This window comes from Nonomuraea sp. NPDC050540 (genome assembly GCF_044457485.1).
Lineage (GTDB): Bacteria > Actinomycetota > Actinomycetes > Streptosporangiales > Streptosporangiaceae > Nonomuraea.
In genome coordinates this window covers 50,319-77,118 of record NZ_JBITHA010000008.1, presented here as the reverse complement: position 1 = coordinate 77,118, position 26,800 = coordinate 50,319, and the positions used below count along the sequence as shown (strand labels likewise).

Here is a 26,800-nt window from a genome sequence, read left to right as displayed (position 1 = left end):
GCCTTCAGTCGCTCAGCTTCACCGCGGCCAGCAGCCCGTCGCCCAGCGGCATCATCAGCGGCCGCAGCCGATCGTCACCCTGCACGAGCTTGCCCAGTTCGCGCAGGGCGACCGTGTCCGGGTCGCGCTGCGCCGGGTCGGCCACCCGGTTGTGCCACAGGACGTTGTCGAAGGCCACGATCCCGCCCACCCGCAGCAGCCTGACGGCCTCGGCCAGATAGTCGGAGTACTCCTGCTTGGCGCCGTCGGCGAAGACCATGTCGTACCCGCCGTCCGACAGCCGGGGCAGCACGTCGAGGCCGCGGCCGACGATCAGCCGCACCCGCCCGCCGGAGAACCCGGCGTCGGCGAAGGCCTGACGGGCCAGCCGCTGGTGCTCGGGCTCAACGTCCACGCTGGTCAGCGTGCCGTCGGGACGCATGCCGCGCAGCAGCCACAGCCCCGACACACCGCAGCCGGTGCCGATCTCGACCACGGACTTGGCGTTGAGCGCCGTGGCGAGGAAGCAGAGCGCCGCTCCGCCCCCGGGAAGGATGGGCACCGCACCCATCTCCTGGCCGCGCTGCCGCGCCGCGAGAAGCACCTCATCTTCCAGATGGAACTGCTCCGCATAGGCCAGAGTGGCCTCTACCGGGCTGGTCATCGGCCCCCTCCCCCCACTTTCGTGCGATTGGTCACCGATCGCAGCCTAGGGGAGACACGCCCGGACGGGAACTCAAGTCGGTCCTAACGCGTTGCAGGTTTAAACGGGCTTTGCCGGTCCGGAAGGCAGGCAGTGCGCATGAAGGGACGAAACCAGGCACTATGGCTGTAGCGGTGGTCCCAAAGAGAGGAGCCTTGGTGGACGGAAGCGACCACCAGGTGTCTGAGTGGACTCCTCCCACCTGGGAGGAGGTCGTGCGGACGCACTCCGCGCGCGTGTATCGGCTGGCGTACCGGCTGACCGGCAATGTCCATGACGCCGAAGACCTCACACAGGAGGTCTTCGTCCGGGTATTCAGGTCATTGTCTAGCTATACCCCCGGCACGTTCGAGGGCTGGCTGCACCGGATCACGACGAACCTGTTCCTTGACATGGCGCGGCGCAAGCAGCGCATCCGATTCGAGGGATTGGCGGACGACGCGGCGGAACGGCTGCGCGGCCGCGAACCGTCTCCGGCGCAGGCGTGGGACGACGCGCACTTCGAGGCCGACGTTCAGGCGGCGCTTGACGCGCTCGCCCCCGAGTTCCGTGCCGCGGTGGTGCTCTGTGACATCGAAGGCCTGTCGTATGAGGAGATCGCGGCCACGCTCGGCGTGAAGCTGGGTACGGTCCGGAGCCGTATTCATCGTGGCCGGGCACAGCTGAGGGAGTCGCTCGAACATCGGGCGCCCCGAGGCGCTGAACTCCCCCCGACCGTGATCCGTGGGGAGGAAGGCTAGGAATGTCTCATCTTGGAGAGAGTGTTTCCGCGCTTGTCGACGGCGAACTGAGCCACGTCGAGCGCGAGCGGGCACTGGCCCATCTCACCTTCTGCGCCGAATGCAGAAGGGAGGTCGAGTCGATGCGGGCGCTGAAGTCGCGCCTGCGCTCACTCGACGGCCCGGCGATGCCCGCCGACCTGACCATGTCACTGCTGCGGATGTCCGAACCGGGTGGGCCGCTGCCGCCGCGCGAACGCCCTTTCCCTCCCACGTTTGGAGGAGTGCCGCTTCCGGGACCGCACAGCATCTCCCCTTTGGACAACCGGCCGCGAAGGGACGCCTTCGGTGGTACTTCCGGCCCTGGACGGGGGAGTAGGCGCCGCGGCGCCTACGTGGCCGTGGGCGTCATGTCCGCCGCGGTCGCGCTCGGCACCTTCTTCGCCGTCAACAGCACCGCCGAAGTGGGCAGCCCGCCCCCGGTCGAGCTCTTCCAGGTTCAGCAGGCGCCGGGCAACACCCCGTGATGTCCTGGGCCATTGGCCTGGGATACTCGAAGGATGGCGTAGTCGTCGGTGAGAGGGGCATACGATCGGGGTTCGGGCCTTACAAGGGCTTATGACCCACGTATGCCGTTCACGCCAGGATTGCGGTGTCCGAGCGAGGAGTGGTGAGACTTAGATGACCGACGAGACGCGCCCCACCGAAGGACGCATGCCGTCGGACTCCCCCGAGTCGCAGGAGCGGCCGGAGTTTCTTCCCGCGGGCGAGGAGCAAGCCGCCTGGGGAGACCCGTCGGGCCGCTCCGTCAACCCGTCACCGTCGTACGGCGGGGCCGGCGACCAGCCGCCTCCCGCGTTCGGCAACGCGCCTTCTGACCCCAGCGGCCCCTACGGTTCGTATGGCTCACACGGCTCCTATGGCTCCTATGGTGAGGCCGCGCCGACGTTCGGCAACCCGGCGGGCGAGCCGGAACCCCGGTTCGGGACGCCCGCGCAGCCGTCGTTCGGCCCGCCGCCCTACTCCGGCTCCTACGCGGGCTACAGCGGCACGCCCCAGCAGGGCGACACCGCCGTCTACAGCTCCCCGCAGTACGGCGGCGAGACCCCTCCGCCTCCGCCGCCACAGAACGCCTTGGGCATGGGCTCGGGCTGGGCCCCGCCGCCCGGCCCCGGCGTGGGAGTACCGCAGCGCAGGGTCGCCCTGGGCACCGGCGGGCTGATCGCCGTGGCGGTGGCCATCGCGCTGATCGCCTCCGGCCTGGGCAGCGTCGGCACGTACCTGCTCACCAGGTCGGCCGGCGGCACCGACCCCTCCTACACGCTCGGCCCCGCACCCAGCGGCGCGATCAACCGGCCCCCGGAGTCGGTGGCGGGCGTCGCCTCGCGCGTCCTGCCCAGCGTCGTGTCCCTGGAGGTCGGCAACGGCGGCGCCGAGGGCGCCAGCGGCTCCGGCTTCCTGATCAAGGACGGCTACGTGGTCACCAACAACCACGTCGTCGCCATGGCGGCCAGCGGCGGCGAGATCCAGATCATGTTCGCCAACCGCAAGACCACCACGGGCCGCATCGTCGGCCGCGACCCGGGCTCCGACCTGGCGGTGGTGAAGCCGGAACAGACGTTCGGCACCCCGGAGATCACGCTGGGCAACTCCGACCAGGTCGTCGTCGGCGACCCGGTCATCGCGATCGGCTCCCCGCTCGGCCTGAGCGGCACCGTCACGACCGGCATCGTCAGCTCACTCAACCGCCCGGTCATCGCCGGAGACGAGAGCGGCCGGGCGGCCGAGGAGCCCGCGTACATCTCCGCCATCCAGACCGACGCCGCCATCAACCCCGGCAACTCGGGCGGACCGCTGGTCAACGCCAAGGGCGAGGTCATCGGCGTCAACTCGGCCATCGCGACGCTGAGCCGTTCGTCCTCCAGCCAGGGCGGCAGCATCGGCCTGGGCTTCGCGATCCCGGTCAACCAGACCCGCAGGGTGGCCCAGGAACTGATCACCACCGGCAAGGCCAAGCGCCCCCGGATCGGGATCGTCCTGGACAAGAACTACCGGGGCCAGGGCGTCCGCATCGCCTCCGAGCCGGACCAGGGCCGCCAGCCGGTCGACGCCGGTGGCCCGGCCGAGAAGGCGGGCCTGAAGGCCGGCGACGTCATCCTGGAAATGGACGGCCTGCGCCTGCAGGACGGCAACGAACTGATCGCCCTGATCCGCGCCAAGGCCCCCGGCTCCAAAATCACCGTCAAATACGAACGAGCCGGCCAAGAACGCACCGCCACCCTGACCGTGGTCGCAGACGAAACCCCATCCCCGTCGCCGTCTTGACCGGTGCGTCCGTTTCTCAGCTCTCTGTTCCCTCTGTTCCCTCTGTTCCCTCTGTCTGTTCCCTCGGTGAGGCGTCCGGCCGCGCGGCGCTTGTCCGCGCGGTCTCCGTTACGGCAAGCCGCGCCCCCGCCACCCGCCGACGCGGGCGGGCGCCGATCGTGGGGATCGCTTCCCACGTCGCACGGGCCACCCACCGCGACGGCCACGCATAGCCGGCTGACACGGCCGAACCTGACCGGGTCGCACATCCCGGCGCGTTTGGCTCCTTAGGCGCAGATCCCCAAGGGCGCCATCCCGGAGGCCTGCGATGCTCGGTCGCGGGGCCGCCGGGTCCTTGGCCGTGTCTGTCCTGGGCGGCTTGGTGGGCGGGTGGACTTGGGGGTTTGTGGTGGGCTTTGGAGGGGTTGCCGGGTAGTTGGGGTGGTTGTGGGGTTGTTGTCCTGGGTGGGGTTGGGGGTGGCGGCTGGTTGGGGGTTGATCTTGGGAATCGTCTTGGCAGGTGGGTGGGCGTTCTAAGTGGCCTTGCGAACCCTTAGTCTGGGAGTGGCCGGGGTTGTCCCCGGAGCCAGTTGGACTGCGGTAGGAGTTCAGGTGTTCGGACTCGGGTGGGCGGAGATCGGGGCGCTCGTCGTCATCGGGTTGCTGGTGTTCGGGCCCGACAAGCTGCCCCAGGTGGCTTCGCAGGCGGGTCAGACCCTGCGCAACCTCCGCCGCATGGCCACCAACGCACGCGACGACCTGCGGACCGGGCTGGGCCCGGAGTTCTCCAATTTCGATCCGGCTGACCTCAACCCCAAGAACTTCGTTCGTAAGCACCTGTTGGACGACATCGAGGATTCCTGGAACGACCGGCCTCAGCAGGAGCTCGAGCCGGTCGCCGCTGCTCCGTACGCACCGGAGCCCTTGGAAGAGCTCGGATACGGCGAACTCCCGCCCTACGACTCCGAAGCCACCTAATCCCACACCTGCAGCCCGTCCTCTCGGGCGCGCGTGTCGCTCCTCACCGCCCCGCCCTATGGGCTCGGGGCGGCTCCTGGATATGGGCCGACGAGGGGCTGGCGTCAGGTGTCCACCCAACTGGTCGAATGTGGCCGTTGCGGCGGGTCATTCGTGCGACGTGAGAAGCGATCCCCACGATCGGCGTGCGCCCGCGTCGGCGGGTGGTGTGGGGGTGGCTTGCCGTAACGGATGGGTCGGTTCTAAGAGAACGCGACGGATGGGTCGGTTCTAAGAGAACGCGACGGATGGGTCGGTTCTAAGAGAACCTCAGAACGCGCCCACAACGCCTCTAAAACGGCGCGCCGCGTCGGCGGTGGGCCGACGCGGCGGAGGGCTGGAAACGGCGTCAGCGGGCCGTGGGGGAGATGCCGAGTTGCATGCCCTTGAGGCTGTTCGCGCGCTTGCTCAGGGCCTCGGCGATCGAGCGGAGCTCCGTGGCTGCCGGGGAGTCGGGGTCGGTGAGGACCAGGGGCTTGCCCTCGTCGCCGCCCTCGCGCAGGCGCATGTCCAGCGGCACCTGGCCGAGCAGCGGTACGCGGGCGCCCAGCGTGCGGGTCAGCGCGTCGGCCACGTTCTGGCCGCCGCCCTCGCCGAAGACCGGGATGCGCTCGTCGCAGTGGGGGCAGGGCAGCCAGGACATGTTCTCGATCACGCCGGCGATCTGCTGGTGGGTGGAGGCGGCGATCGAGCCCGCCCGCTCGGCCACCTCGGCGGCCGCCTGCTGCGGGGTGGTCACGACCAGGATCTCGGCGCCGGGCAGGCGCTGCGCCACCGAGATGGCGATGTCGCCGGTGCCGGGCGGGAGGTCCAGGAGCAGGACGTCGAGGTCGCCCCAGTACACGTCGGCGAGGAACTGGTGGAGGGCGCGGTCGAGCATCGGGCCGCGCCAGACCACCGGGGTGTTGCCCTCGGGCTTGAACATCCCGACCGAGATGACCTTGATGTCATGCGCCATCGGCGGCATGATCATGTCTTCGACCTTGGTGGGCCGCTCGGCGGCGCCGAGCATGCGGGGGATGCTGTGGCCGTAGATGTCGGCGTCGACGATGCCGACCTTGAGGCCGCCGGCGGCCATGGAGGCGGCCAGGTTGACGGTCACGGAGGACTTGCCCACGCCGCCCTTGCCGGAGGCGACCGCGAACACGCGGGTCAGCGAACCGGGCTGGTTGAAGGGGATCTCCTTCTCGGGCCCCTTGTTGCCGCGCAGCTTGGTCTGGAGCTCCTTGCGCTGCTCGGTGCTCATCACGTCGAGTTCGAGCTCCACGCCCGCGACGCCTTCGACCTTGGACACGGCGTTGACGACGTCGCGGCGGATGGTGTCCTTCATCGGACAGCCGGCGACGGTGAGGTAGACGCCGACGCGGACGGCGCCGTCGGGGGCGATGTCTACACTTTTGACCATGCCCAGGTCAGTGATCGGGCGGCGGATCTCCGGGTCGATGACGGTGGCGAGGGCGGCCGTCACCAGTTCCTGCGTCGGTGCCATGGAAATCTCGGCACTCCTTTGTGGTTTATGGATGACGGGTTCCATCGTATGAACCCGAGGCAAGTCGCTGCTGTTTAGATGTGCGTGCAACGTTCTAAGGTTACTCCGTGACTGTTCTGCGCGACGAGGGCCTCGACGCCCGGGAGCTAGAGGTCTGGCGGGCGCTGCAGCGTGCGCAGGTGCGGGTGGCCCGCCACCTGGAGGCCGAGCTGCTCGTCGCCCACGACCTCCCGCTCGCCTCCTACAACGTGCTGATGCAGCTGGCCGAGGCCCCCGAGCGGCGGCTGCGGATGAACGACCTGGCCGACCGCGTGCTCCTCTCGCGCAGCGGCCTCACGCGGCTGATCGACCGCCTGCAGCGCGACGGGCTCGTCGAGCGCGAGGCGTGCGCGAGCGACGCGCGCGGCCTGTTCGCCGTCCTCACCCCCGAAGGCGAGGTACGGCTGGCCGACGCCACCCCCACCTACCTGCGCGGCGTCAGGACCCAGTTCCTCGACCCGCTCAGCGAGGAGGACCTGAGCCGCTGCCGGGCGATGCTGGCCAAGCTTGGCCTCACTGAGGAGCCCTGACCTGCTGGGCCTGCTGGAGTTCTGAGCGGATGAAGTCGCGGGTGGCCATCTCGCCGAGCGTGATCCTGAGCCCGGCGATCTCCCGGGTGAGGAACTCCAGCTCGGCCTGGCTGGCCTCCCGCGACTGACGGTCCTGCTCGCCCTGCACGCGGTCGCGGTCGGCCTGCCGGTTCTGGGCGAGCAGGATGAGCGGCGCCGAGTACGACGCCTGCAGCGACAGCATCAGCGTGAGGAAGATGAACGGGTACTCGTCGAACCGGACGGCGGCCGGCGCGAGCACGTTCCACAACACCCAGCACAGCACGAACACCGTCATGTACACGAGGAACCGCGCGGTGCCGAGGAAGCGGGCGATCCGCTCCGACAGCCGCCCGAAGTCTTCCGGGTCGTAGTGCGGCCGGATCGAACGCCTCAGCTCGCGCGGCTGGTCGAGTCGCTCACGTGGCATGTCGTTCCCGCCAGTCTTCGGGCAGCAGGTGGTCGAGCACGTCGTCCACGGTCACCGCGCCGACCAGCCTGCCGCCCTCGTCCACGACGGGCGCGGCGACGAGGTTGTACGTGGCGAGGTAGGACGTGACCTCGGGCAGCGTGAACCCGGGCCTGATCGGGTCGATGGTGTGGTCCAGCGTGGCGCCCAGCAGCATCGACGGCCGCTCGCGCAGCAGCCGCTGGAAGTGCGCGACTCCCAGGTACGCGCCGGTGGGCGTCTCGGTGGGCGGCCGGGTCACGTACACCTGGGCGGCCACGGCGGGCGAGAGGTCGCGCTGGCGGATGTGCGCGAGCGCCTCCGCGACGGTGGCGCTGGGCGGCAGCACGACCGGTTCGCTGGTCATCATGCCGCCGGCGGTGTCCTCGTCGTAGTCGAGCAGCCGCCGTACGGGCGCGGCCTCGCCGGGCTCCATCAGCGACAGCAGTTGCGCCGCCTGCTCGACGGGCAGGTCCTGGAGCAGGTCGGCGGCGTCGTCCGGTCCCATCTCGGACAGCACCACGGCGGCGCGGGTGGGGGCGAGGGTGGTGAGGATGCCGATCTGGTCGGTGAAGGGCAGCTCTTCCAGTACGTCGGCGAGGCGTTCGTCACCGAGTTCCGCGGCCACCTCGACCCGGCGCTTGAACGGCAGCTCGTGCAACGCGTTGGCCAGGTCGGCGGCGCGTTCGGTCTCGAAGGCGGCGATCAGGCCGGCGGCGCCCTGGTCACGCTGCATGGCGTCGAAGCCGCGCACGTCGCCCCAGTCGACGACGCGGGTCTCGCGCCGCTTGCCCTTCTGGTAGATGGCGACCTTGGTGAGCGTCCAATCGGTCCTGCCCTGCTCCATGGCCAGGTCGTAGACGATCCAGGGGCGGTCGTCGAGGGTGACGGTCTGGTCGAGCAGCTGGCCGATCGTCAGCGTCTCGGTGACGCGTTGCTCGAACCTGCGCATGTTGAGCCGTCCGGAGAAGACCACGGCTCCGGTCTCGATGGCGCGTACCCGGGTGATGGGCAGGAACACGCGGCGGCGCGGCTGCACCTCGACGACCAGCCCGTGCGCGCGCGGCGGCAGCGTGCCCTCGGCGGTGGGGCGCAGGGACACCACGACGTCACGGACACGGCCGATCTGGTCACCGGACGGGTCGAAGACCGGGGTCCCGGCCAGCCGGGCGACGAAGATCCTCACCTGAGCAGGCTAAACGAGTGAGGGCGGCGGGGCATTGCGCCTCGCCCACAGGGCATGTCAGTATCCATCGGACATAACACTCATTACTCTCAGGATGTGTTGACGTTGCGGTATGCGGGACTGGCGATCGCCTTCGTCTCCTCGTGTTGTTTCGCCTTCTCCGGCCCGATGGCCAAGTACCTGAACGCCGCCGGACTGGTGCCGATCGAGGCGGTCTGGGTGCGGATGGCCGGTGCCGGGGTGCTGCTCGTGGCGGTACTGGCCGCGGTCAAGCCGCAGGCGCTGCGCATCCCGCGCGAGAAATGGGGCTTCTTCGCGGCCTATGCGGTGATGGCGGTGGCGGGGGTGCAGGCGTTGTTCTTCCTGGCCATCACGCGGCTGCCGGTGGGGGTGGCGTTGCTGCTGGAGTACATGGCGCCGGTGATGGTGGTGGTGTGGGTCCGCTTCGTGCGGAAGGTACGGCTGCCGCGGGCCGCGTTCGTCGGCGCGGTGGTGGCCGTCGTGGGCCTGGGCGTGGTGGTAGAGGCGTGGCAGGGGTTGCGCTTGGACGCTCTGGGGTTGTTGCTGGCGTTGGTGGCGGGGGCGTGCTGCGCCGGATATTTCCTGATGAACGATAGTTTTGGGGACGAGATCGACTCGCTGGGGCTGATCGCGTGGGGGATGATCGGCGCGGCGATCGTCCTGGCCCCGTTCGCCCAGCCGTGGAACATCCGCTGGAGCGCCTTCACCCAGACCGTGGCCCCGAACGGCGGGGTGGCCCTGCCGGTCCTCGGGGCGTACGTGTGGATGGTGCTGGTGGCCACGGTGATGGCGTACATCCTGGGCGTCAACGCGGTCCGCCGCCTGTCCGCCGCGGTGGGCGCGACGGTGGCGTCCCTGGAGGTCATAGGAGGCGCCATAGTCGCCTGGGCACTGCTCCGCGAGTCCCTGGGCCCGTTCCAGATCATCGGCGGCCTGACGGTCCTGACCGGAGCCCTGCTGGCCCAAACCGCCACCACCCAACCAACCCCCACCCCCGAACCGGCCCACGCAACCTGACCCCCCACCCGCCCCGCCCCGCACTTCGCGCCGCGTCATGCCTGGCCCGGCCCTTCGCGTCGTGGCTCCATGTCACGCCGCGTCGCCCCGTCCCGGCGCTCCGCCCGGCCCTCTGCTCCACCGGCTCCGTCCCGGGGTTTCCATGATCGCGGGGGCGGCGCTGGTGGGCATGAGGCGGGCGTTGCGGGTGCGGGGAGGCGCGAGGGCTGGTGGGGTTCTGCGGGTGGGTTTGCTGGTTTGGCAACGGGGTTTGCCCCGCGGGGGGTGGGCGGCCAATAGTGCGGGTGTGAGCGAACACGAGGAGTTCTGGGACGCCCGCTACAGCGAGAGTCAGCGCATCTGGAGCGGCGAGCCCAACACGATGCTGGTGACCGAGGTCGAGGGGATGGCTCCTGGGCGGGCGCTCGATCTGGGGTGTGGTGAGGGCGGGGACGTCGTCTGGCTGGCCCGGCGGGGGTGGCGGGTGACGGGGGTGGACGTCTCCCGGGTGGCGCTGGAGCGGGCCGGGGAGCATGCCAAGGAGGCGGGGGTGGCCGATCTGGTCGATCTTCAGTGGCATCAGCTCGGGGAGAGCTTCCCGGAGGGGGAGTTCGACCTGGTCTCGGCGGCGTACCTGCACAGCACGGTCGAGATGTCCCGGGAGGCGATTCTGCGGGCCGCCGCGGCGGCGGTGGCGCCCGGCGGGGTCCTGCTGGTGCTCGGGCACTCGGGATGGGCCTCCTGGCAGCACGCGCCGCCGCACGACGTGCACCTCCCGACGCCTCAGGAGGTGTACGACTCGCTCGGGCTCGCCCAGGGTGAGTGGGTGGTGGAGCGTAGCGGGGAGTTCGAGCGCAGCCAGAACGGTCCCGATGGGGAGCCTGGCACCCGCACGGACAATGTGCTCCGGGTACGCAGGCTCCTGGCCTGATCGCGGCGGGTCAGGTCGTGGGCAGGGTTATGCGGATGATGGTGGAGTCGCGGGCCCAGCGGTCCGTGAGGTGTTCGGTGTCGGGGGCGTTCAGGCGGTCCTTCGCCAGGGCGGCCACCGCCTCGGGTTCCGTCGACGGGTCGATCACGGTCACCGGCGCGTCGAACTCCACCAGCCGTGCCCCGTTGTCCTTGCTGCGCAGCGTCACATGAACCTCGGAGCGCTCGGCCAGGCCCGGCAACTCCTGCTCGCCGCCCCCGGTCACCAGGTAGACGGCGCCTTCGTGCAGGGTGTGCCAGGCCAGGCGCGGGCGGTCGAGGGTGAGCCAGAGGACGCCGGACTTCTTCGCGCCTTCTTCGATGACGGTCACGCCTTCGACTTTAGCCGTGGATCAACGGCCGGCCAGCTTCCAGGCGGCAGGAAGCAGGCCGGCCGCGAGGGCGATCTTGACGGCGTCGCCGATGAGGAAGGGGACGATGCCCACCGCCACCGCGCGGCCGAGGTCCATGCCGGTGATGGCCATGAGGACGGGCAGGCCGAACGCGTAGATGGCGAGGTTGCCGAGGATCATGGTGCCGACGGTGCGGAGCGGGGTGCGGTCGCCGCCGCGCGCGGCGAGACGGCCGACCAGGACGCCGGCCGCGACGAAGCCGATCACGTAGCCGAACGACGGCACCAGGCCGCCGCCGGCCCACGCGGTGTTGCCGTCGGCGAACCAGGGCACGCCGGCCAGCCCGACCGCGAGGTACAGCAGCATGCTGAGCGCGGCCCTGTTCATGCCGAGCGACGCGCCCACGAGCAGCGCGGCGAACGTCTGGCCTGAGACCGGCACCGGGGAGCCGGGGATGGGGAAGCTGACCTGGGCGGCCAGGCCGGTCAGCGCCGCGCCGCCGACGATCAGGGTGAGGTCGCGCACACGCGCGCCCGGCAGCAGGTCGGACAGTACGGCGGGCCGCTCGGCGGACGAGGGGACGGATGCCATGGTGATTCACTCCCTTTGCTAGCGTACGGCCCCCATTGTTGGCAGACGCCGTTAGAGGATCCGTACAGCGGAGACCGACAAAGAAACCATGGCCGCCATAGTCAGGACCCCTCCTGTCCAGCCCGCACCGCACCCATTACCGTGTGCGCATGCGATCACGTCGTTCGGTACTCGCGGTGCCCGGCAGCAACCCCCGCTTCCTGGAGAAGGCCCAGACGCTCCCCGCGGACGCGGTCTTCCTCGACCTGGAGGACTCGGTCGCGCCCGCGGCCAAGCCGGAGGCGCGCAAGAACATCGTGGCCGCGCTGCGTGAGGGCGACTGGAGCGGCAAGGTGCGTACGGTGCGGGTCAACGACCTGACCACGATGTGGACGTACCGGGACGTGATCGAGGTGGTCGAGGGCGCGGGCGAGTTCCTGGACGCGATCATCCTGCCCAAGGTGCAGGACCCGACCGAGGTCGTCTGGCTGGACACGTTGCTCACCCAGATCGAGAAGACGATGGGGTTCGAGGTCGGGCGCATCGGCATCGAGGCGCAGATCGAGAACGCGCGGGGCCTGGTGAACGTGGATGCCATCGCCGGATCGTCCGGGCGGCTGGAGACGCTGGTGTTCGGGCCGGCCGACTTCATGGCCTCGATCAACATGCGCACGCTGGTGGTGGGGGAGCAGCCGCCCGGCTACACCGAGGGCGACGCCTACCACTACATCCTCATGCGCATGCTGATGGCCGCGAGGACACACGATCTGCAGGTCATCGACGGGCCGTACCTGCAGATCAAGGATGTCGAGGGGTATCGGCGCATCGCGCGCAGGGCGGCGGCGCTGGGTTTCGACGGCAAGTGGGTGCTGCACCCGCTGCAGGTCGAGGCGGCCAACGAGGTGTTCTCGCCGGCGCAGGACGACTACGACCACGCCGAGCTGATCCTGGAGGCGTACGCGTACTACACCACCGTGGAGCGGCGCGGCGCGGTCATGCTGGGCGACGAGATGATCGACGAGGCGTCGCGGAAGATGGCGCTGGTCGTGGCCGCCAAGGGGCGGGCCGCGGGGCTGCGCCGGACCACGACGTTCACACCTTGACGCCGATCGTGGTGAAGAACCAGAACGACGAGGTGAGCCAGAGGCCGACCAGCGCGGTGAAGGCGAGGCCGCCGAGGACCGGGAGGGTCCAGCCGGGCAGGCCGCGTTTGGGAAGAGCGAGGAGCTTCGCGGTGAAGACGCCGTAGAAGAAGCAGCCGAGCAGTGAGTGGATCATGACTCGGGGCACGTCGTACTGCAGGCCGAGCGCGTACAGGCAGTGGAAGGCCACGGGGATGGTCAGGACGAACGCGAGCCGGCCGGACCAGCGGTGCACGGCCGGGTGGATCCGGACCTTGATCTTGCCCCACATGGACAACGCCGAGATCACCTGGACGAAGGCCAGCACGAACGCGCCGGTCGTCAGCCAGGACTTCATCGCCAGCGCGCCGGAGAACCCGGCCGGGCCCACCGCGAAGCCGGTCGGGGTGTGGGCCCTGCCGTACACGCCGAGGGCGACCATGACCAGGCCGCCGAGCAGGAGGGGAACCAGCAGCGGGGTGAGGCCGCCGCGGCGGGGCTCGACGGCGGTCATGAGATCTCCTCGATGTCCTGCGGGTAGAGCGTGGTGTCGCCCAGGCGTACCGGGGCGTTGGGCTGAGCGGTGTCGAGGGTCGGCGCGGGGGTCTTCTTCTCCCCTTCCACGGCCAGGCCCACCTGGTAGAAGCCGTTGCCGTCCGGCCTCCTCAGCATGATCCAGCCGGCCTTGATCTGCGCGCCCCTGACCACCGCGCTCGCGCGGTAGAGGCCGGAGGGCTTCTTCACCAGCGGTGCGGAGAAGTCCCAGGTCTTGCCGCCTAGGGCCAGTTCGCCCGCGGCCTTGCCGCCGCCGAGCGCGGCGGTGACGTTGGCCTCGCCGAAGCCTTCAAGGTCGATCGTGCCGTCGGCGGCCTTGCCCTTGAACCAGGCTTCGGTCCTGCCGTCGCAGAAGTAGGCGATGGCCTTGCCGTTCCGCACGGAGATCGCGAGGAGGCCGCCCTTGACGCGGGTGGCGTAGTCGGCGCGCGCCGGAGTGGGCCTCGCGGTCGCGGTTTCCGTTGGAGGTGGCGGCTCGATGGCCGCACCGGTGGTCGGCGCCGCGGAAGCGGCCGCGGCGGTCTCTTGGGCCGCCGGGGTCGCGGTGACGCTGGCGACACCGAGCCCGGCGAAGAGCACCGCGCCCGCCGCCAGGGTGATGACAGGTCCCAGCCTTGACATGACATGGCTCCCAGGGTCGAAACGTCTTACGCCCTCAAGAATCCGCGCGTTTCGGGAGCCCGTCTGTGAACTAATGCTCACCCGCCGGACAGAATGATGGAATGCAGGAGAACCAGATTCCCTACGGCCAGCCGAACCCGCAGCCGGGTCCCTACCCGCCGCCCGCGCCGCGGCAGCCCTGGTTCCTGCCCACGCCACGCGGTGCCCGCTACGACCACCTGGCCCGCAACGGCGCCGGCGAGCTCTGGCGCCCGATCGTCGGCACGCTGGTGGTCGGCGTCGCGTTCTTCCTGGTGGGACTGGTCGTCCTGCTGGCGGGCACGGTCCTGTCGCTGGTACTCGGGATGCCCCAGCCGGCGAAGCCGGAGCAGCTTTTCGGCGATCCGCTGTTCGGGCTGGTGTTCCTGCTGCTGTCGATCGCGGCCGTGCTCCCGGTCGTCTACGGTACGGCGGCGCTCATCCAACGCCGCAGACCCGGCACGCTCTCCTCGGTCGCCGGCCGGTTGCGGTGGTCGTGGATGCTCATGTGCGGCGGCGTGGCGATCCTGGCGTTGATCCTCGGGCAGGTGGCCCAGCTCGCGGTGTTCGTGGTGACCGGCGAGGGGACGGACGAGGTCTTCACGTGGGCCGGGTGGAGCGGGTTCGTCCCCGCGCTGGTGATCATCTTGCTGCTGGTGCCGTTCCAGGCGGCGACCGAGGAGTACATGTTCCGCGGGTGGCTGCTGCAGGCGTTCGGGGCGCGGCTGAACAACCCGTGGTGGGGGATCGTCATCGGGTCGGTGCTGTTCGCCTCGCTGCACGGTTACACGTGGGTGGGGCTGATCGACGTGTTCAGCTTCGGGGTGGTGACCGGGTTCCTGGCGGTGCGTACCGGGGGGCTGGAGGCGCCGATCGCGATGCACGTGGTCAACAACGTCCTGGCGTTCGGGGTCAGCGCGGCGGCGGGGGAGCTGGACAAGGCGCTGGAGCAGGGGGCGGTGCCCTGGCAGGCGCTGGCGGGGACGGTGGTGCAGTTGAGCGTGTACACGCTGGGGGTGCTGTTTCTCTCGCGAAAGCGGTCAGTCAACGCTTTTTCGGGATAAATCGCAAAGTGGTGCTATGAATCTCACTAGAGAGGTCTCGCCAATCCGGGCTGGGCGTGTTGCTCTGGAATGCGTGGGTGTTGAGGGATTCCGGAGGTGATCATCTCTGTGGGATGGGGTAGAGGTACCTGCGTGCGCTAGATCGGTTTTTATGCCGACATAGGCAGCCAATGAGGACGGCATAACTGGAACGGTCCGGCCCCCCGACAAGGAGGTGCTCCGCGTGGCCTCCGGCCCCAGCGAACCGCCCCGGCACCCGCCGGACGACGACGAGCCGCGCCCTCCGGAGGAGCCGAGGATCCGGCACACCCCGCCGGGCCCCACCGACGACCGGGCCCGCGGCGTACCGCTCGCCTCGCCCTGGGGGCTGCCTCCTTTCGCCTCGCCCACCCCCGAGGACGAACCCCCCGAGCCCCCGAAGGGCCGCCGGCCCTACAGCTCGTCCACCGGGGAACCGGAGAGCGAGCCCCGCCGGCGCCCTCGCCGCAGCGTCAGCCACCCGGACAAGCTCGTCGCCTCCGGCCGGCCCCGCCCCCTCCCCACCCCGCCGGTCCCATCAGAGACGGGGACGCGGGAAGAGCCGCCGGGCTCTACCGAGACAGGGTCGCGGGAAGGGCCGCGGGGTCCGTCGGCGGGCGCACCGGAGCCAGAGGCGGGGACGCGGGGAGAGCAGAGGCCGCCTGAGGAGTGGGACACGGGCGAGACGACCCAGCCGGGTGTGCGGGCACGGGGGGCGCAGCCGTACCAGAACCTGCGGCCGGTCGAGCCCCGGCCCCAGCGGGAGGGCATGGTCCCGCCCGCCTGGAGGGGCGGCGCCGAGGACGAGGTCGCCCGGTGGGGCGGCGAGGACGTGCCCGGCTACCGTGGCGCGGCTTCAGAAGACGAACCGCTGGCCGAGGACGAGCGCGGAGCCTCCGGCCCCGACGAGCCGGTACGACGGGTGGGGCGGCCGCCGGCCGGTCGGCCCACGCGGCCCGATCTGCTGGTGGCCTCGGGCCCCGACCGGCCGGGACGGCATCACCGCGGCCAGGCGCCCGCCGCGTTCCGCAGGGCCAGCCCGCTACGACGGCGGCGGCGGGTGCTCGGGCCGGTGGCGTTCGTGCTCGCCCTGGCCGTCGCGCTGAGCGCGGGCGTCCTCGGGTGGCGTTGGTGGAACTCCGGCGGGCCGGGCGCCCAGACGGGCCTGCGGCTGGAGGCGGCGGCGGGACGCTCGGGCGACGAGGTGTTCACGGTGGCCGGCGCGGGCGACGGCTCCAACCAGAAGCTCAACGCCATGGCATCGGCGGGCAAGACGGTCGTCGCCGTCGGCAGCGACACCACGAGCCCGACGCCGCGGCCGCTGTTCCTGTACTCGCAGGACAGCGGCAAGAGCTGGCGGCTCGGCACCGCGGGCGCGTCCACCAGCGCCACCGCCACCCGGGTCACCGGCGGCGCGGGCCGCTGGCTGGCGGCGGGCGGCGACGAGACCGGCGTCGAGCACGGCCTGTGGACCAGCACCGACGGCGCCGCCTGGACCGCGGTCGAGCCCACGGCCCTGGACGGCGCCTTCAGGAAGGGTGACTACATCCACGACATCGCGCGGACGGCCTCCGGGTTCGTGGCGGCCGGCCGTACCGCGAGAGAGGACGGCTCGACCGGCCCCGCGGCGTGGCAGTCGCCGGACGGGAGGAGCTGGCAGCGCGTCGACCTGCGCGGGCTTGAGGCGGGCGAGTTCCGCGCGGTCGTGGCGCGCGGCGACGTCGTGCTGGCGCTCGCGCAGCCGGCGCAGGATGAGGGCTCGCGCGTCGTGCGCTCGGTGGACGGCGGCCTCACCTGGCAGGCGACCGGCTTCCAGCTTCCCGAGGCGGAACCGAGGGCGGGCTCGCTGGCGGTGCTGGGCAGGCAGTTCGTGCTGGTGCCGATCAGGCGGCCGCCGGTCGGCGGCGAGGTGCGGGTCTACTGCTCGCCCAGCGGCGCCGACTGGGGCCAGTGCGGCACGATCGACCTCGGCGGCCGGAGTCCGGGCGTCGAGACCACCATCTCGTACGGCGGCGGCGTCGCGGTGGTCAGCCCGGACGGGCCGGACAAGTACACGGTGCTGGCCACCACCAACGCCCGTACCTGGACCAAGCGCGCCGACCTCGGCAACCTGGCGGGCGCCTCGCTGCGCGGCTTCACGATGACCGACACCGGGCTTCTGCTCGGCGGCGGGGACCAGGCGGCGGCGGACGTGGGCAACCAGCTCGTGCTGATGTCCGCCCCGGCCAAGGGCAGCGCCGCGCGCGTACCGCTGTCCGGGATCGAGGGGTTGTCGCGGATCGCCCGTGAGACGACCCGCCTGGCCGCCGCGAAGGGCCAGTACGTCGCGGTCGGCGCGGCCTCGGGCGACGCCGGCGTCTGGACCAGCAAAGACTGGCAGAACTGGACCTCGACCAGCCTCGGCGGCCCACGCCGTCAGATGCTCAACGACGTCGTGCACGGCCGGCGTGGCTGGCTGGCCGCCGGCGCCACCGAGTCGGGCACCTCGGCCACCGACCCGCTGATCGTGACCAGCGCCGACGGCCGTACCTGGAAGCAGGCGCCCGCGCCGGCCAGAGCCGACGGCCACACCTACCTGGACGTGCAGTCGGTCGCCGCCGACGACAAGGGTTACATCCTGGCCGGCGAGGACCGGGGACCGAGCTCGGCGGGCGTGGCCATCTGGTTCACGCCCGACCTGCGCAAGTTCACCAGAAGCCAGAAGCTGCCCCAGGGCGGCGCCGGGGTGCGCATCTTCGACCTGGCGGCCACCCCGGACGGCTACGCGGCCGTGGGCAGCTCGGGCGCGGGCGAGCAGGAGAGCGCGGTCGTCTGGACCTCCAAGGACGGGCTCAACTGGACGCCGCGCAAGCGCCCGTCGCCGCCGGACGCCGCGTCGGCGGGGCTGCGGCAGGTGGTGGCCTTCGGCGACATGCTGGTGGCGACCGGTACGGCGCAGCTCGGCGGGACGTCCAGGGCGTTCGCCGCCTCCTCGGAGGACGGCGGGGCGAGCTGGCGGTATACGTGGCTGCCGGCCGAGCGGGCGGCGGCGGTCCACGACCTGGCGGCCGGTGAGAACGGCCTGGTGGCCGTGGGCTGGCACGGTCAGCCCGGCGGGGCGGACAGCGCCGCGTGGATCTCGGCCGACGGGCAGACCTGGGCCCGGCAGGATCTCAAGGACCCGAGGCTGCTGGGGGACGGCATGCAGTGGCTGGCGGCGGTCACGACCAGCGGCGCCCAGGTGGTGGCCTTGGGCCGTTCGACCACGTACACGGCCGACCACCTGACCCTGTGGACGTTCCGCCTGGCCGGTTAGGTCATCGGGGGAGGACGTCCCACGAGGTGAGGGCGGCCAGCAGGCCGTCGGTCAGGGGGAGGGCGGTGAGGTCGGCGGCGGTGCACCAGCGGGCGTCCTTGGCGTCGTCGCCGGGGGTGAGGTCGCCGCCGGTGGGCGTGGCGAGGTAGTCGCGGACCTCGTAGAGGGTCCGCCCGGGGCCTGGCCGGTCGACGGAGCCGGTCAGCGGGCCTGGGGTGATGGTGAGGCCGGTTTCCTCGCGGATCTCGCGGATGAGGGCGTCGTGGTCGGTTTCGCCGGGGTCGACGCGGCCGCCGGGCAACGACCACAGGCCTTCGCCGGGTGGGTGGCCGCGCTGGATGAGCAGCAGGCGTCCAAACTCATCAAAAATTATCGCTCCGACACAATTTACGCGCACAACTCCAAGATTACGACGGGATAACGGGCTGTGCTCTTGACTGGACCGTGCCCGGCGACGCACCGTGGGTAGCTGTGAGAGCGGCTCCAACGTGTCCACGGTGTTTTGGCCCGCTTCATGCGCCCAGTGTGTGGTCGAGCGCCTGGCGGTGCGCCGCGCACGGGGACGTCCTGCCCTACCGGCCGCCGTGGCAGCCGTCCGCCGGCGCGGCGGACGAACTGCGCAAGTCATCCAGGGTGCCGGTGTGGCTGCCATGGCCGTTGCCGCCCGGGTGGCTGGTCACGGGGTTCGCCGAGGCGGGTGACGACCGGAGCGGCGGGCGGGCCAGCGTCGTGGCGCTCGGCGGCCCGTCGGTGACGAGCGGCCCCGCCGACCTGCTGGTCATCGCCGAGGAACCCGGAGTGGGCCTGGGCGCCGCCTTCGCCGGCCTGGACGGCCCCGACCCCGGCGAGGGCTTCGACTCCGGCCCGCCGAACGCCAAGATCGACGTGCTCGGCCATCCGAGCGCCCTGTGGTGCGTGAACGGCGCCGCCGACCGGGCCGTCTACGCCGGCGAGGCCATGGGCAACTGGCTGTGGACCATCGCCTGGCCCGCTGAGGCCGGCTGCCTGATCGCGTTGCTTCAGCTCAGCCTGCTCGACCTGCGCGAGCACGACCTCGACCTGCCCTTCGGTGCTTTCTCCCCGCGACTGGAGGACTAAGATCGGCAGCACTTCCCCCAACCGGCAGTTGGGGGCGCGGTGTCCGGCACCAGGTTCTTCGTCGAGGCGTTCGTGACGATGTTCGTCATCATGGACCCGCCCGGCGTGATCCCCCTCTTCCTCGCCTACACCAGCGGGCGTTCCCCGCAGGAGCGCCGGCGCATCGCCTGGCAGGCCGCGGTGACCGCCTTCTGCCTGATCGTGGTCTTCGCCGTGTTCGGGCAGGCGATTCTGGCGTACCTGCACGTCGAGGTCGCCGCCATGCAGATCGCCGGTGGCCTGCTGCTGCTCCTGGTCGCCCTGGAACTGCTGCGCGGGGTCTCCCGGCCGTCGAGCGAGAGCATGCGCTCGAACGTCAACGTGGCGCTGGTGCCGCTGGGCACACCCCTGCTGGCCGGGCCGGGCGCCATCGTGGCGACCATCGTCTTCGCCCAGCAGGCCGGGAGCCGGCCGGGCGGGATCCTCGCGCTCGGGCTGGCCATCGCGGCGGTGCACCTGGTGCTGTGGGTGTTCATGCGGTTCTCGGTGAGCATCATCCGCGTCATCAAGGAGAACGGGGTCGAGCTGGTCACCAGGATCGCCGGCCTGCTGCTGTCGGCGCTGGCGGTGCAGCTCATCATCAACGCGATCAGGGCATTGCTGGCTTGACAGGAGATCCGAACAGGCGGGACACGGCGTACTGGAAGAAAACTCAGTATTGTTCGTGGCGTGACAGCGCGTATCGAGCGAGTGGTGACCGAGGGCGTCGTCGACGTCGACGGCGTGGAGTACAAGGTCGAGAACAACACGTGGATCGTGGGTGACGACGACGAGGTGATCGTCGTCGATCCCGCACGGGACGCGGAGAAGATTCTCGAGCAGGTCGGCGAACGGGAGGTGCTGGCCGTCATCTGCACGCACGGCCTGCCCGACCACGTCGGCGCGGCGATCGAGGTGGCCAGCAGAGACGAGGCCGTCGTCGCGCTGCACCCCAAGGACAAGCCGCTGTGGCGGGAGACCTGGTCGGAGACCTGGCCGGACATCGACATGGAGGACGACGGCATCTTCGGTGTCGCCGACGTCCAGCTCGACGTCATGGAGACGCCCGGCGTCACCCCCGGCGGCGTCTCGCTGTACTGCGAGGCGCTCGAAGTGGTCTTCACCGGCAAGTCGCTGCAGGCCGACGGCCCCGGCAAGCTGGCCGGGGAGTACCCGCGGCTGGCCGACCAGCTGACCGCGATCGGCGGTCGGCTGTTCACGCTGCCGCATGCCACGCGCATCCTGGCCAACCACGGCGACGAGGTCACCGTCGGAGACCTGGAGCCCCACTTCGACGACTGGGTCTCCGGCTCGCTCACGCGGGTCGAGACCGGCGAGGTGGCCAACGAGGGGCCGCTGACCGACGCGTCCAAGATCGCCGGGATCAAGCTCAACCCGGACGACTGAGCGTGTACGACCAGCTTCCGCTGGAAGGGATGCCGCGGCGGCTCTACTCGTGCACGCCGTCGCGGCTCAACACGTGGCTCGACTGCCGCCGCCGCTACCGGTTCACCTATCTTGACCGGCCGCAGCCCGCCAAGGGGCCCGCGTGGGCGCACAACTCCGTGGGCGCCAGCGTGCACAACGCGCTGGCGGGGTGGTGGCGGGAGCCGTACGAGCGGAGGACGCCGCTGACGGCGGCGATCCTGCTCACCAACGGGTGGATCACCGAGGGCTTCAGGGACGGCGAGCAGTCGGCGCAGTGGCTTGGCCGGGCCCGCGACCTCGTTTCCGGATATGTCGCCACTCTGGACCCATCGGATGATCCGGTGGGCGTTGAGCGCACCGTGGCCACGCGGACCAAGGTCATCGCCGTCTCCGGCCGTATCGACCGCCTCGACCGGCGCGGTGACGAACTCGTCGTGGTCGACTACAAGACCGGCCGCCGGCCTCTCACCCAGGACGACGCGCGGTCCTCGCTCGCGCTGGCCATCTACGCGATCGCGGCGTCCAGGATGATGCGCACCCCGTGCTACTCGGTCGAGCTCCACCACCTGCCGACCGGCGAGATCGTCGAGTGGCGTCACACCGACGACACCCTGCGCCGCCACCTGTCGCGTGCCGAGGAGATGGCCGTGGAGGCCGCCGACGCCGACGAGCGCTACCGTGCGGCCCTTTCCGACGTCCCGGCGCCGCGTTCGGGCTCTGGCGCCGGTACGGCCGGCCGTACCGCACCCAGGACCCCGCGGCCCCAGGCCGACGGCCCGCTCCAGCCGGCCGCGAGCGGGCGGGCGACGGCGGTGTCGGCGGAGCTGGACGACCTGTTCGCGCCGAGCCCGGGGCCGATCTGCGGCTGGTGCGACTTTCGCCGCCACTGCCCCGAGGGCCAGGCGGTCGCCCGGGAACGCCGCCCCTGGGACGGCCTCGCCGACTGACATCTAAAGGAGCATCCTCCCCCAGCGACATCCCGGGCCGCATCGGTCTTCCAGGATGGGACCGGCCAGACATCCGATGATGAACGTGTGTGGGCGGCCTTTTGCCGGGATCGGGGGAAATTTCGGGCGATAGATCCGATCACAGGGATTGACGGAACGCCTCTGCCGAAGTCAGATCGTGGGTAACCCCCCCGTTTCGCACGGAAGGCAGGTGCACATGGCTCAGCCCAAGGACCCCGGCAAGAAGCAGCCGCCGAGGACCCACTCCAAGAAGGTCCGCACCCGCGGCGAGGAGACCACCTGGCACAAGCCCGACTACCAGGTCGTCGAGGCGTCGATGGAGATGTCCGCTTACTTCCTCGCCACCAGGTAACCGGACGCCATGCGCCTGCAGGTGCTCGGCACCGCCGCGGGCGGCGGCGTACCCCAGTGGAACTGCGCGTGTCCCGGTTGCGCCGGGGCACGCGCACACCCCGCCTGGCGCCGCCGTCACGCCAGCCTGGCCGTCCAGCTCCCCGGCCGTGCCGCCGTCGTCAACGCCACGCCGGACATCGCCGCGCAGATCGAGGACTGCCCCTGGTCGGCGCCCGACCGCGGCCACGCGCCGCTCGTGGTGCTCACCGACGCCGAGCTCGACCACACCCTCGGGCTCCTGCGGCTGCGCGAGGCCGCCTCCCTGGACGTCGCCGCCACTCTCCCGGTACGGCGGGCGCTGCGCCCGTTCGAGGAGATCCTGCGCCCGTACGCGCCCATCCGCTGGCACCCCATGGACACGATCGCCGAACCGATCCCGGTCTCCGCCAAACGCCCCCGCTACGCCGCCGCCGAGGAAACGGACGGCGCGTGGGTCTCGGCACTGAGGTTCACCGACGGCAGGTCGAACGTCGTGTACGCGCCCGCCATGGGAGTGTGGACACCGGAGCTGGACACCGCGTTCAGGGCCGCCGACTGCGTGATCATCGATGGTACGTTCTGGGACGACGAGGAGCCGCGCCGTACCGGCATATCCAGCAGGACGGCGACCGGCATGGGGCACCTCCCGATCGAGGACACCATGGAACGCCTCGCCGCGCTGCCCGGCCGCTGCCTGTACACCCATCTCAACAACACCAACCCCCTCGTCGACCCGGACGCGCTCCACCACAAGGTGCTGGCCGAGCTGGGCGTCGAGGTGGCAGCCGACGGAATGGTGATCGAGCTGTGAACTCCTTCGAGGCCGAGCTCCGGGCGGTGCCCGAGCAGCGCTACCACCACCTGCACCCGTTCAACCTGCGGATGCACGCGGGCGAGCTGTCCCGGGAGGAGCTGCGCGGCTGGATCCTGAACCGCTTCCACTACCAGCGCCACATCCCCGTCAAAGACGCCCACATCCTCGCCAAGCTGCCCACCTCGGACCTGCGCCGCACGTGGCTGCGCCGTATTCAGGACCACGACGGCAGGGCCCCCGGCGAAGGCGGGATCGAACGCTGGCTCCGTCTGGGCGAAGCGGCCGGACTCGACCGCAAGGAGCTGCTGTCGGGGGAAGGCGTCCTTCCCGGGGTACGGCTCGCCGTCGACGGCTACGTCAACCTGTGCCGCCACGGCACCCTGCTGGAGGCGGTCGCCGCGTCGTTGACCGAACTGTTCGCCCCCGACCTGATGCGCACCAGGATCGCCGCCTTCGAGAAGCACTACCCCTGGATCGACGCCGAGGGCCTTCGCTACTTCCAGATCCGCGTCCAGCAGGGCCGCCAGGACAGCGGAGAAGCTCTGGCACTGGTGCTCGGCTGGGCGCGGAGCCGTACGGACGAGGAGAAGGCGGTGGCGGCGCTGCGCTTCAAGTGCGACGTCCTGTGGGCGCTGCTGGACGCGGTGGACGGAGCCTACCGATGACCGACTGGCGCCCCGCCCTGTCCCGCTCGGCCATGCTGCGCCATTGTCCGGTACGGCAGGCCGAACTGCTCATCGTGCCCGAACGGATCGTGGTCCTGAACGACGAGGCGGCCGAGATCGTCGGCCTGTGCGACGGCAAGCGGACCGTGGCGGAGATCGTCGCGGAGTTTCCTGTGGAGGCGGGGGAGGACGTGACCGAGTTCCTGGACAGGGTGCACGCCGAGGGATGGCTCCAATGACCCGGCCCGCCCCCATCCCTCCCGCGCCTGGCCCGGCTGCCTCTGCCTCGCCCGCTCCCGGCCCCGCTGCCTCGGTCCCGCCCGCCCCCGGCGCATCCACCACCGCCCCGCCCCTCCCCGGCCCATCCACCACCGCCCCGCCGCTCCCCGGCCCAGCCGCCTCTGTACCGTCCGCCTCCCGCCCGGCTGTCTCGGTCCCGCCCGCGCCGGCTTCGAGCCCGAAGAAGGTGGCGCCGCCCTGGGCAATGCTGGCGGAGCTGACCCATGGGTGTCCGTTGCGGTGTCCGTACTGTTCCAACCCCACCGAGCTGGTGGCCAGGGCGGCGGAGCTGGAGACCGGGGAGTGGGCCCGGGTGTTCGAGGAGGCCGCGGCCCTGGGGGTGGTGCACGCGCACCTGTCCGGTGGCGAGCCGCTGCTGCGACGGGACCTGGTGGAGATCGTCGGGGTGGCGCGCGGGGCCGGGGTGTTCACTCAGCTGGTCACCAGCGGTGTCGGGCTGGCGGGGCGGCGGGTGGCGGAGCTGGCCGAGGCCGGTCTGCACAGCGTGCAGCTGTCGGTGCAGGCGGCTCAACCAGAGGAGTCCGACCGGATCGCGGGGCGGCGGAGCTTCATGGCCAAGGAGCTGGCGGCGGCGGCCGTGGTGGAGGCGGGGCTGCCTCTGGGCGTCAACGTGGTGCTGCACCGGCACAACCTCGACCGGATCGAGGACCTGATCGAGCTGGGCATCGCCTGGGGCGCGGAGCGGATCGAGCTGGCCAACACACAGTTCTACGGGTGGGGGTTACTCAACAGGGAGGCGCTCCTGCCGACAAGAGAGCAGCTTTCCCGCGCTGAGTCGATAGTCACGAAATATCGGGAAAAGACGGGTGTTGAGTTGATCTGGGTTGTTCCGGATTACTTCGACGGGGTGCCCAAGCCTTGCATGGGCGGGTGGGGTGCCATCTCGATCACCGTGGCGCCCGACGGGCGGGTTCTGCCCTGTCCCGCCGCCTATGATCTGCCGCTCGACCTGCCCAACGTCCGCGAGCATGCCCTGGGCTGGATCTGGGAGCGCTCCGCCGCGTTCAACGCCTACCGCGGCACCGCCTGGATGGCAGAGCCGTGCGCGAGCTGCCCGCGCAAGGAGCTCGACTTCGGCGGCTGCCGCTGCCAGACGTACGCGCTGACCGGCGACGCCGCCAAGACCGACCCGGCCTGCCGGCTCTCGCCCGACCACCATCTGATCACCCGGCTGACCGCCAGGGAGCAGCCGTTCGTCTACCGGGAGCTCAAGCGGCCGCCCAGCGCCGCGGATCCGTCAGGCCCTTGAGCCCCTTGCGGACGTCGTAGCCGAGCACGCCGAGCCGGTCGCGCGAGGCGTGCAGCATCCGCCGGGTCGACGGCATGAACGCGCGGTCGTGCACCGGCTCCGGCAACGCGTTCATCGCCAGGCTGAACGCCCGCAGCCCCGCGGTCACCGCCGCCCGCGGCGCCTCGGGCAGCGCGCGGTACATGCTCCGCGCCCACGACGGCAGCGTGTAGTAGCACAGGGCGCCGAAGGGGAAGTAGACCGGCTTGCCCGGCGAGAGCATCCGCATCTCCTTGGGCAGCCGGGGCCACAGCAGGAAGCGTACGGTGGCGGCCGACTCCTCGATCACGCGCAACTTGGGGCGGATCTCCTTGAAGTAGGCGGCCATCTCCGCCTGCGAGCCGGGCACGTCCTCCGGGTGCAGGCCGACGTAGGTGGCGCTCTTGCGCTGCTCGTGGAGGTACTGGTCGGCTTGGCGGTCGGTGAGGGCGAGGCCGCCCCGCCGTACCACCTCCAGGTAGGACGAGACCTCCGCGCAGTGCACCCAGAGCAGCAACTCGGGGTCGTCCACGCGGTGCGTGCGACCCTCGTCGGTGATGCGCAGTGAGCGGTGGATGTCGCGCACACGGCGGCCGATCGCGTCGGCCTCGGCCGGAGTGCCGAACGTGGTGCGGCCGACGAAGTCCGCGGTGCGGCGCAGGCGGCCGAAGGGGTCGTCCTGGAAGTTGGAGTTCTGCCAGACGCCGCGCATGGCCAGCGGGTGGAGCGCCTGGAGCATGAGCCCGCGTACGCCGCCCACCCACATGCACCGGTCGAGGTGGACCTGCCAGGTGGCGCTCTGCGGCCGCTGGACGACGATCTCTTCGATGCTCGCCATAGTAAGTAGATAATTACATGGCATTGGATCCTATGTCCAAGATGCCGACTCGGCGGCGTTCCAGAACCGCACGAGCGCCTGCGCGGTCGTCTCCGGGGCCTCCACGGAGGGGGAGTGGACCGCGCCGGGCACCACCATGCGCTCCGCGCCGAGCCGGGCCGCCATGTGACGCTGAATGTCGGCTGGCCAGCCGTCGTCGTGCTCGCCGAACAGCACGAGGGTCGGCACCTCGATCTGGCGTAGTTCCTCGGTGCGGTCGTGCATGGTCAGCACCTCCTCGGCCATCCGTGCCAGGCCCGTCGGCGAGTTGGCCAGCAGCCGCTTGCGCAGGAACGCCACGATCTCGTCGGGAACGCCGTTGGCCAGCGCCTCGGGTTCGATCCTGGTGTGCCAGATGTGTTCGAGGCCGTGCTCGGGAAGCTCCTTCATGATCTTGCGGCCGTTGTGGGCGCGCTGCCCGGTGATCGCCGAGGGGCCCGAGCTCATGAGCGTGAACGAGGCGAACTTGGTCCGCCCGTCGATCACCGCCTCGCGCGCCACCAGCCCGCCGAAGGAGTGGCCGACCAGGTGGACCGGCTCGCCATGGCCGACCACCTGCGCGATCGCGTCCACGTCGGCGCCGAGCGCGCCGCAGGTGTAGGCCTCGGGGTCGTCGGGGCCCGGCGTCTCGTACTGCCCGCGAAGGTCGATCGCCAGCACCCGGCGGCCCGACTGCGCCAGCGTCTGCATGACCGCGATGAAGTCTTCCTTGCTCCCGGTCAGCCCCGGCACCAGCAGCGCCGGCCAGCGCTCCACGACGCCGCTCACCGGCAGCGCCTCCAGGACCGCGAACGCGCCCAGCGGCGTCTCGATGCGCTGCGGGGCGACGCCAGGCGGCAGGTTCAGGAATCGCGGCGTACTCACGTGGGGCAACAATACCCAGAGGTCAAGGCGACAACACCGGCTAACCAGGTACGGCGGTGCGAGTTCTGGGGAGTTGTGAGGTATGAGCAAGGTTGA

30 protein-coding genes are annotated in these 26,800 nt (G+C 70.8%); 19 read left to right on the top strand and 11 right to left on the bottom strand.

The annotated features are described in order from the left end of the window. Window positions 1-4: 4 nt before the first annotated feature. Window positions 5-643, bottom strand: coding sequence for an O-methyltransferase (locus tag ACIBI5_RS27245; RefSeq protein WP_379610571.1), 639 nt, complete (start codon window positions 641-643; stop codon window positions 5-7). Window positions 644-804: 161 nt separating this feature from the next. Here ACIBI5_RS27245 and sigE point away from each other — a divergent pair, with 161 nt between their 5' ends. The 4 genes from sigE to ACIBI5_RS27225 all read left to right on the top strand — a co-directional run bounded on the left by sigE (window position 805) and on the right by ACIBI5_RS27225 (window position 4,683). Continuing rightward, window positions 805-1,422 (top strand): RNA polymerase sigma factor SigE, encoded by a 618-nt coding sequence (gene sigE / locus ACIBI5_RS27240; RefSeq protein ID WP_184967914.1) that lies wholly within the window; start codon window positions 805-807, stop codon window positions 1,420-1,422. A gap of 2 nt (window positions 1,423-1,424) precedes the next feature. Further along, window positions 1,425-1,928, top strand: a complete 504-nt coding sequence (locus tag ACIBI5_RS27235) for an anti-sigma factor family protein (RefSeq protein ID WP_379610570.1) — start codon at window positions 1,425-1,427, stop codon at window positions 1,926-1,928. 154 nt (window positions 1,929-2,082) lie between these two features. Beyond that, entirely contained in the window at window positions 2,083-3,726 is a 1,644-nt protein-coding gene (locus ACIBI5_RS27230) for a trypsin-like peptidase domain-containing protein (protein ID WP_397251441.1), read from the top strand. A 591-nt stretch (window positions 3,727-4,317) separates the two neighbouring features. Next, the gene (locus ACIBI5_RS27225; protein ID WP_379610568.1) at window positions 4,318-4,683 is read left to right on the top strand and encodes a sec-independent translocase; all 366 of its coding nucleotides are present in this window, start codon (window positions 4,318-4,320) and stop codon (window positions 4,681-4,683) included. Window positions 4,684-5,071: 388 nt separating this feature from the next. On the opposite strand, the gene ACIBI5_RS27220 is transcribed toward ACIBI5_RS27225, so the two are convergent. Beyond that, window positions 5,072-6,211, bottom strand: coding sequence for an Mrp/NBP35 family ATP-binding protein (locus ACIBI5_RS27220; protein ID WP_397251439.1), 1,140 nt, complete (start codon window positions 6,209-6,211; stop codon window positions 5,072-5,074). A 107-nt stretch (window positions 6,212-6,318) separates the two neighbouring features. On the opposite strand from ACIBI5_RS27220, the gene ACIBI5_RS27215 reads away from it, so the two are divergent. After that, the gene (locus ACIBI5_RS27215; RefSeq protein ID WP_397251437.1) at window positions 6,319-6,780 is read left to right on the top strand and encodes a MarR family winged helix-turn-helix transcriptional regulator; all 462 of its coding nucleotides are present in this window, start codon (window positions 6,319-6,321) and stop codon (window positions 6,778-6,780) included. On the opposite strand, the gene ACIBI5_RS27210 is transcribed toward ACIBI5_RS27215, so the two are convergent. Beyond that, a complete protein-coding gene (locus ACIBI5_RS27210; RefSeq protein ID WP_397251435.1) occupies window positions 6,764-7,228 on the bottom strand; it encodes a DUF1003 domain-containing protein in 465 nt (154 codons plus the stop codon). The two genes, ACIBI5_RS27215 and ACIBI5_RS27210, sit on opposite strands and share 17 nt — an antisense overlap. Further along, the gene (locus tag ACIBI5_RS27205) at window positions 7,218-8,432 is read right to left on the bottom strand and encodes a magnesium transporter MgtE N-terminal domain-containing protein (RefSeq protein WP_397251433.1); all 1,215 of its coding nucleotides are present in this window, start codon (window positions 8,430-8,432) and stop codon (window positions 7,218-7,220) included. Before ACIBI5_RS27205 ends, ACIBI5_RS27210 begins: the two co-directional genes overlap by 11 nt. Before the next feature lie 96 nt (window positions 8,433-8,528). Here ACIBI5_RS27205 and ACIBI5_RS27200 point away from each other — a divergent pair, with 96 nt between their 5' ends. Beyond that, window positions 8,529-9,470: an EamA family transporter gene (locus tag ACIBI5_RS27200; RefSeq protein ID WP_397251432.1), complete on the top strand. Its 942-nt coding sequence runs from the start codon at window positions 8,529-8,531 to the stop codon at window positions 9,468-9,470. 286 nt (window positions 9,471-9,756) lie between these two features. Further along, on the top strand, window positions 9,757-10,380 hold the full coding sequence (locus tag ACIBI5_RS27195) for a class I SAM-dependent methyltransferase (RefSeq protein ID WP_397251431.1): 624 nt from the start codon (window positions 9,757-9,759) through the stop codon (window positions 10,378-10,380). Window positions 10,381-10,390: 10 nt separating this feature from the next. Here the strand turns inward: ACIBI5_RS27195 and ACIBI5_RS27190 are convergent, their stop codons facing one another. Further along, the gene (locus ACIBI5_RS27190; RefSeq protein WP_397251429.1) at window positions 10,391-10,750 is read right to left on the bottom strand and encodes a hypothetical protein; all 360 of its coding nucleotides are present in this window, start codon (window positions 10,748-10,750) and stop codon (window positions 10,391-10,393) included. Between the two features lie 21 nt (window positions 10,751-10,771). After that, window positions 10,772-11,362 (bottom strand): biotin transporter BioY, encoded by a 591-nt coding sequence (locus ACIBI5_RS27185; protein ID WP_397251428.1) that lies wholly within the window; start codon window positions 11,360-11,362, stop codon window positions 10,772-10,774. A gap of 149 nt (window positions 11,363-11,511) precedes the next feature. Between ACIBI5_RS27185 and ACIBI5_RS27180 the strand changes: the two genes are divergently transcribed. After that, the gene (locus tag ACIBI5_RS27180; RefSeq protein WP_397251427.1) at window positions 11,512-12,444 is read left to right on the top strand and encodes an HpcH/HpaI aldolase/citrate lyase family protein; all 933 of its coding nucleotides are present in this window, start codon (window positions 11,512-11,514) and stop codon (window positions 12,442-12,444) included. On the opposite strand, the gene ACIBI5_RS27175 is transcribed toward ACIBI5_RS27180, so the two are convergent. Both ACIBI5_RS27175 and ACIBI5_RS27170 read right to left on the bottom strand, forming a co-directional pair. After that, entirely contained in the window at window positions 12,434-12,976 is a 543-nt protein-coding gene (locus ACIBI5_RS27175; protein WP_397251426.1) for a DUF6529 family protein, read from the bottom strand. The genes ACIBI5_RS27180 and ACIBI5_RS27175 overlap by 11 nt on opposite strands. Then, window positions 12,973-13,638, bottom strand: coding sequence for a hypothetical protein (locus ACIBI5_RS27170; RefSeq protein ID WP_397251424.1), 666 nt, complete (start codon window positions 13,636-13,638; stop codon window positions 12,973-12,975). The genes ACIBI5_RS27175 and ACIBI5_RS27170 overlap by 4 nt, the downstream gene beginning before the upstream one ends. 101 nt (window positions 13,639-13,739) lie before the next feature. On the opposite strand from ACIBI5_RS27170, the gene ACIBI5_RS27165 reads away from it, so the two are divergent. Continuing rightward, window positions 13,740-14,720, top strand: a complete 981-nt coding sequence (locus ACIBI5_RS27165) for a lysostaphin resistance A-like protein (RefSeq protein ID WP_397251422.1) — start codon at window positions 13,740-13,742, stop codon at window positions 14,718-14,720. A gap of 214 nt (window positions 14,721-14,934) precedes the next feature. After that, window positions 14,935-18,033, top strand: coding sequence for a hypothetical protein (locus ACIBI5_RS27160; protein WP_397251420.1), 3,099 nt, complete (start codon window positions 14,935-14,937; stop codon window positions 18,031-18,033). A 1-nt stretch (window position 18,034) separates the two neighbouring features. Here the strand turns inward: ACIBI5_RS27160 and ACIBI5_RS27155 are convergent, their stop codons facing one another. After that, window positions 18,035-18,430 carry an NUDIX hydrolase gene (locus tag ACIBI5_RS27155; RefSeq protein ID WP_397251418.1) on the bottom strand — a complete coding sequence of 132 codons (396 nt, stop codon included), beginning with the start codon at window positions 18,428-18,430 and terminating at the stop codon, window positions 18,035-18,037. A gap of 47 nt (window positions 18,431-18,477) precedes the next feature. Between ACIBI5_RS27155 and ACIBI5_RS27150 the strand changes: the two genes are divergently transcribed. From ACIBI5_RS27150 to pqqE, 9 genes are all read left to right on the top strand, one after another. Further along, window positions 18,478-19,131 carry a DUF6758 family protein gene (locus ACIBI5_RS27150; protein WP_397251416.1) on the top strand — a complete coding sequence of 218 codons (654 nt, stop codon included), beginning with the start codon at window positions 18,478-18,480 and terminating at the stop codon, window positions 19,129-19,131. Window positions 19,132-19,170: 39 nt separating this feature from the next. Beyond that, window positions 19,171-19,779 carry a MarC family protein gene (locus ACIBI5_RS27145; RefSeq protein ID WP_397251414.1) on the top strand — a complete coding sequence of 203 codons (609 nt, stop codon included), beginning with the start codon at window positions 19,171-19,173 and terminating at the stop codon, window positions 19,777-19,779. A gap of 60 nt (window positions 19,780-19,839) precedes the next feature. Beyond that, on the top strand, window positions 19,840-20,556 hold the full coding sequence (locus tag ACIBI5_RS27140) for an MBL fold metallo-hydrolase (protein WP_397251412.1): 717 nt from the start codon (window positions 19,840-19,842) through the stop codon (window positions 20,554-20,556). A gap of 2 nt (window positions 20,557-20,558) precedes the next feature. Next, window positions 20,559-21,524, top strand: coding sequence for a RecB family exonuclease (locus ACIBI5_RS27135; RefSeq protein ID WP_397251410.1), 966 nt, complete (start codon window positions 20,559-20,561; stop codon window positions 21,522-21,524). Between the two features lie 217 nt (window positions 21,525-21,741). Beyond that, the gene (locus tag ACIBI5_RS27130) at window positions 21,742-21,897 is read left to right on the top strand and encodes a pyrroloquinoline quinone precursor peptide PqqA (protein WP_184967953.1); all 156 of its coding nucleotides are present in this window, start codon (window positions 21,742-21,744) and stop codon (window positions 21,895-21,897) included. 9 nt (window positions 21,898-21,906) lie between these two features. Next, window positions 21,907-22,728: a pyrroloquinoline quinone biosynthesis protein PqqB gene (pqqB, locus tag ACIBI5_RS27125; RefSeq protein ID WP_397251408.1), complete on the top strand. Its 822-nt coding sequence runs from the start codon at window positions 21,907-21,909 to the stop codon at window positions 22,726-22,728. Further along, window positions 22,725-23,396, top strand: coding sequence for a pyrroloquinoline-quinone synthase PqqC (gene pqqC, locus ACIBI5_RS27120; protein WP_397251406.1), 672 nt, complete (start codon window positions 22,725-22,727; stop codon window positions 23,394-23,396). Before pqqB ends, pqqC begins: the two co-directional genes overlap by 4 nt. Further along, window positions 23,393-23,635, top strand: coding sequence for a pyrroloquinoline quinone biosynthesis peptide chaperone PqqD (gene pqqD / locus ACIBI5_RS27115; RefSeq protein ID WP_184967959.1), 243 nt, complete (start codon window positions 23,393-23,395; stop codon window positions 23,633-23,635). The genes pqqC and pqqD overlap by 4 nt, the downstream gene beginning before the upstream one ends. After that, entirely contained in the window at window positions 23,623-24,945 is a 1,323-nt protein-coding gene (gene pqqE, locus ACIBI5_RS27110) for a pyrroloquinoline quinone biosynthesis protein PqqE (RefSeq protein WP_397251404.1), read from the top strand. The genes pqqD and pqqE overlap by 13 nt, the downstream gene beginning before the upstream one ends. Here pqqE and ACIBI5_RS27105 read toward each other — a convergent pair. Both ACIBI5_RS27105 and ACIBI5_RS27100 read right to left on the bottom strand, forming a co-directional pair. Continuing rightward, entirely contained in the window at window positions 24,905-25,801 is an 897-nt protein-coding gene (locus tag ACIBI5_RS27105) for an oxygenase MpaB family protein (RefSeq protein WP_397251402.1), read from the bottom strand. The genes pqqE and ACIBI5_RS27105 overlap by 41 nt on opposite strands. 30 nt (window positions 25,802-25,831) lie before the next feature. Next, the gene (locus tag ACIBI5_RS27100) at window positions 25,832-26,704 is read right to left on the bottom strand and encodes an alpha/beta fold hydrolase (protein ID WP_397251400.1); all 873 of its coding nucleotides are present in this window, start codon (window positions 26,702-26,704) and stop codon (window positions 25,832-25,834) included. Window positions 26,705-26,800 lie beyond the last annotated feature (96 nt).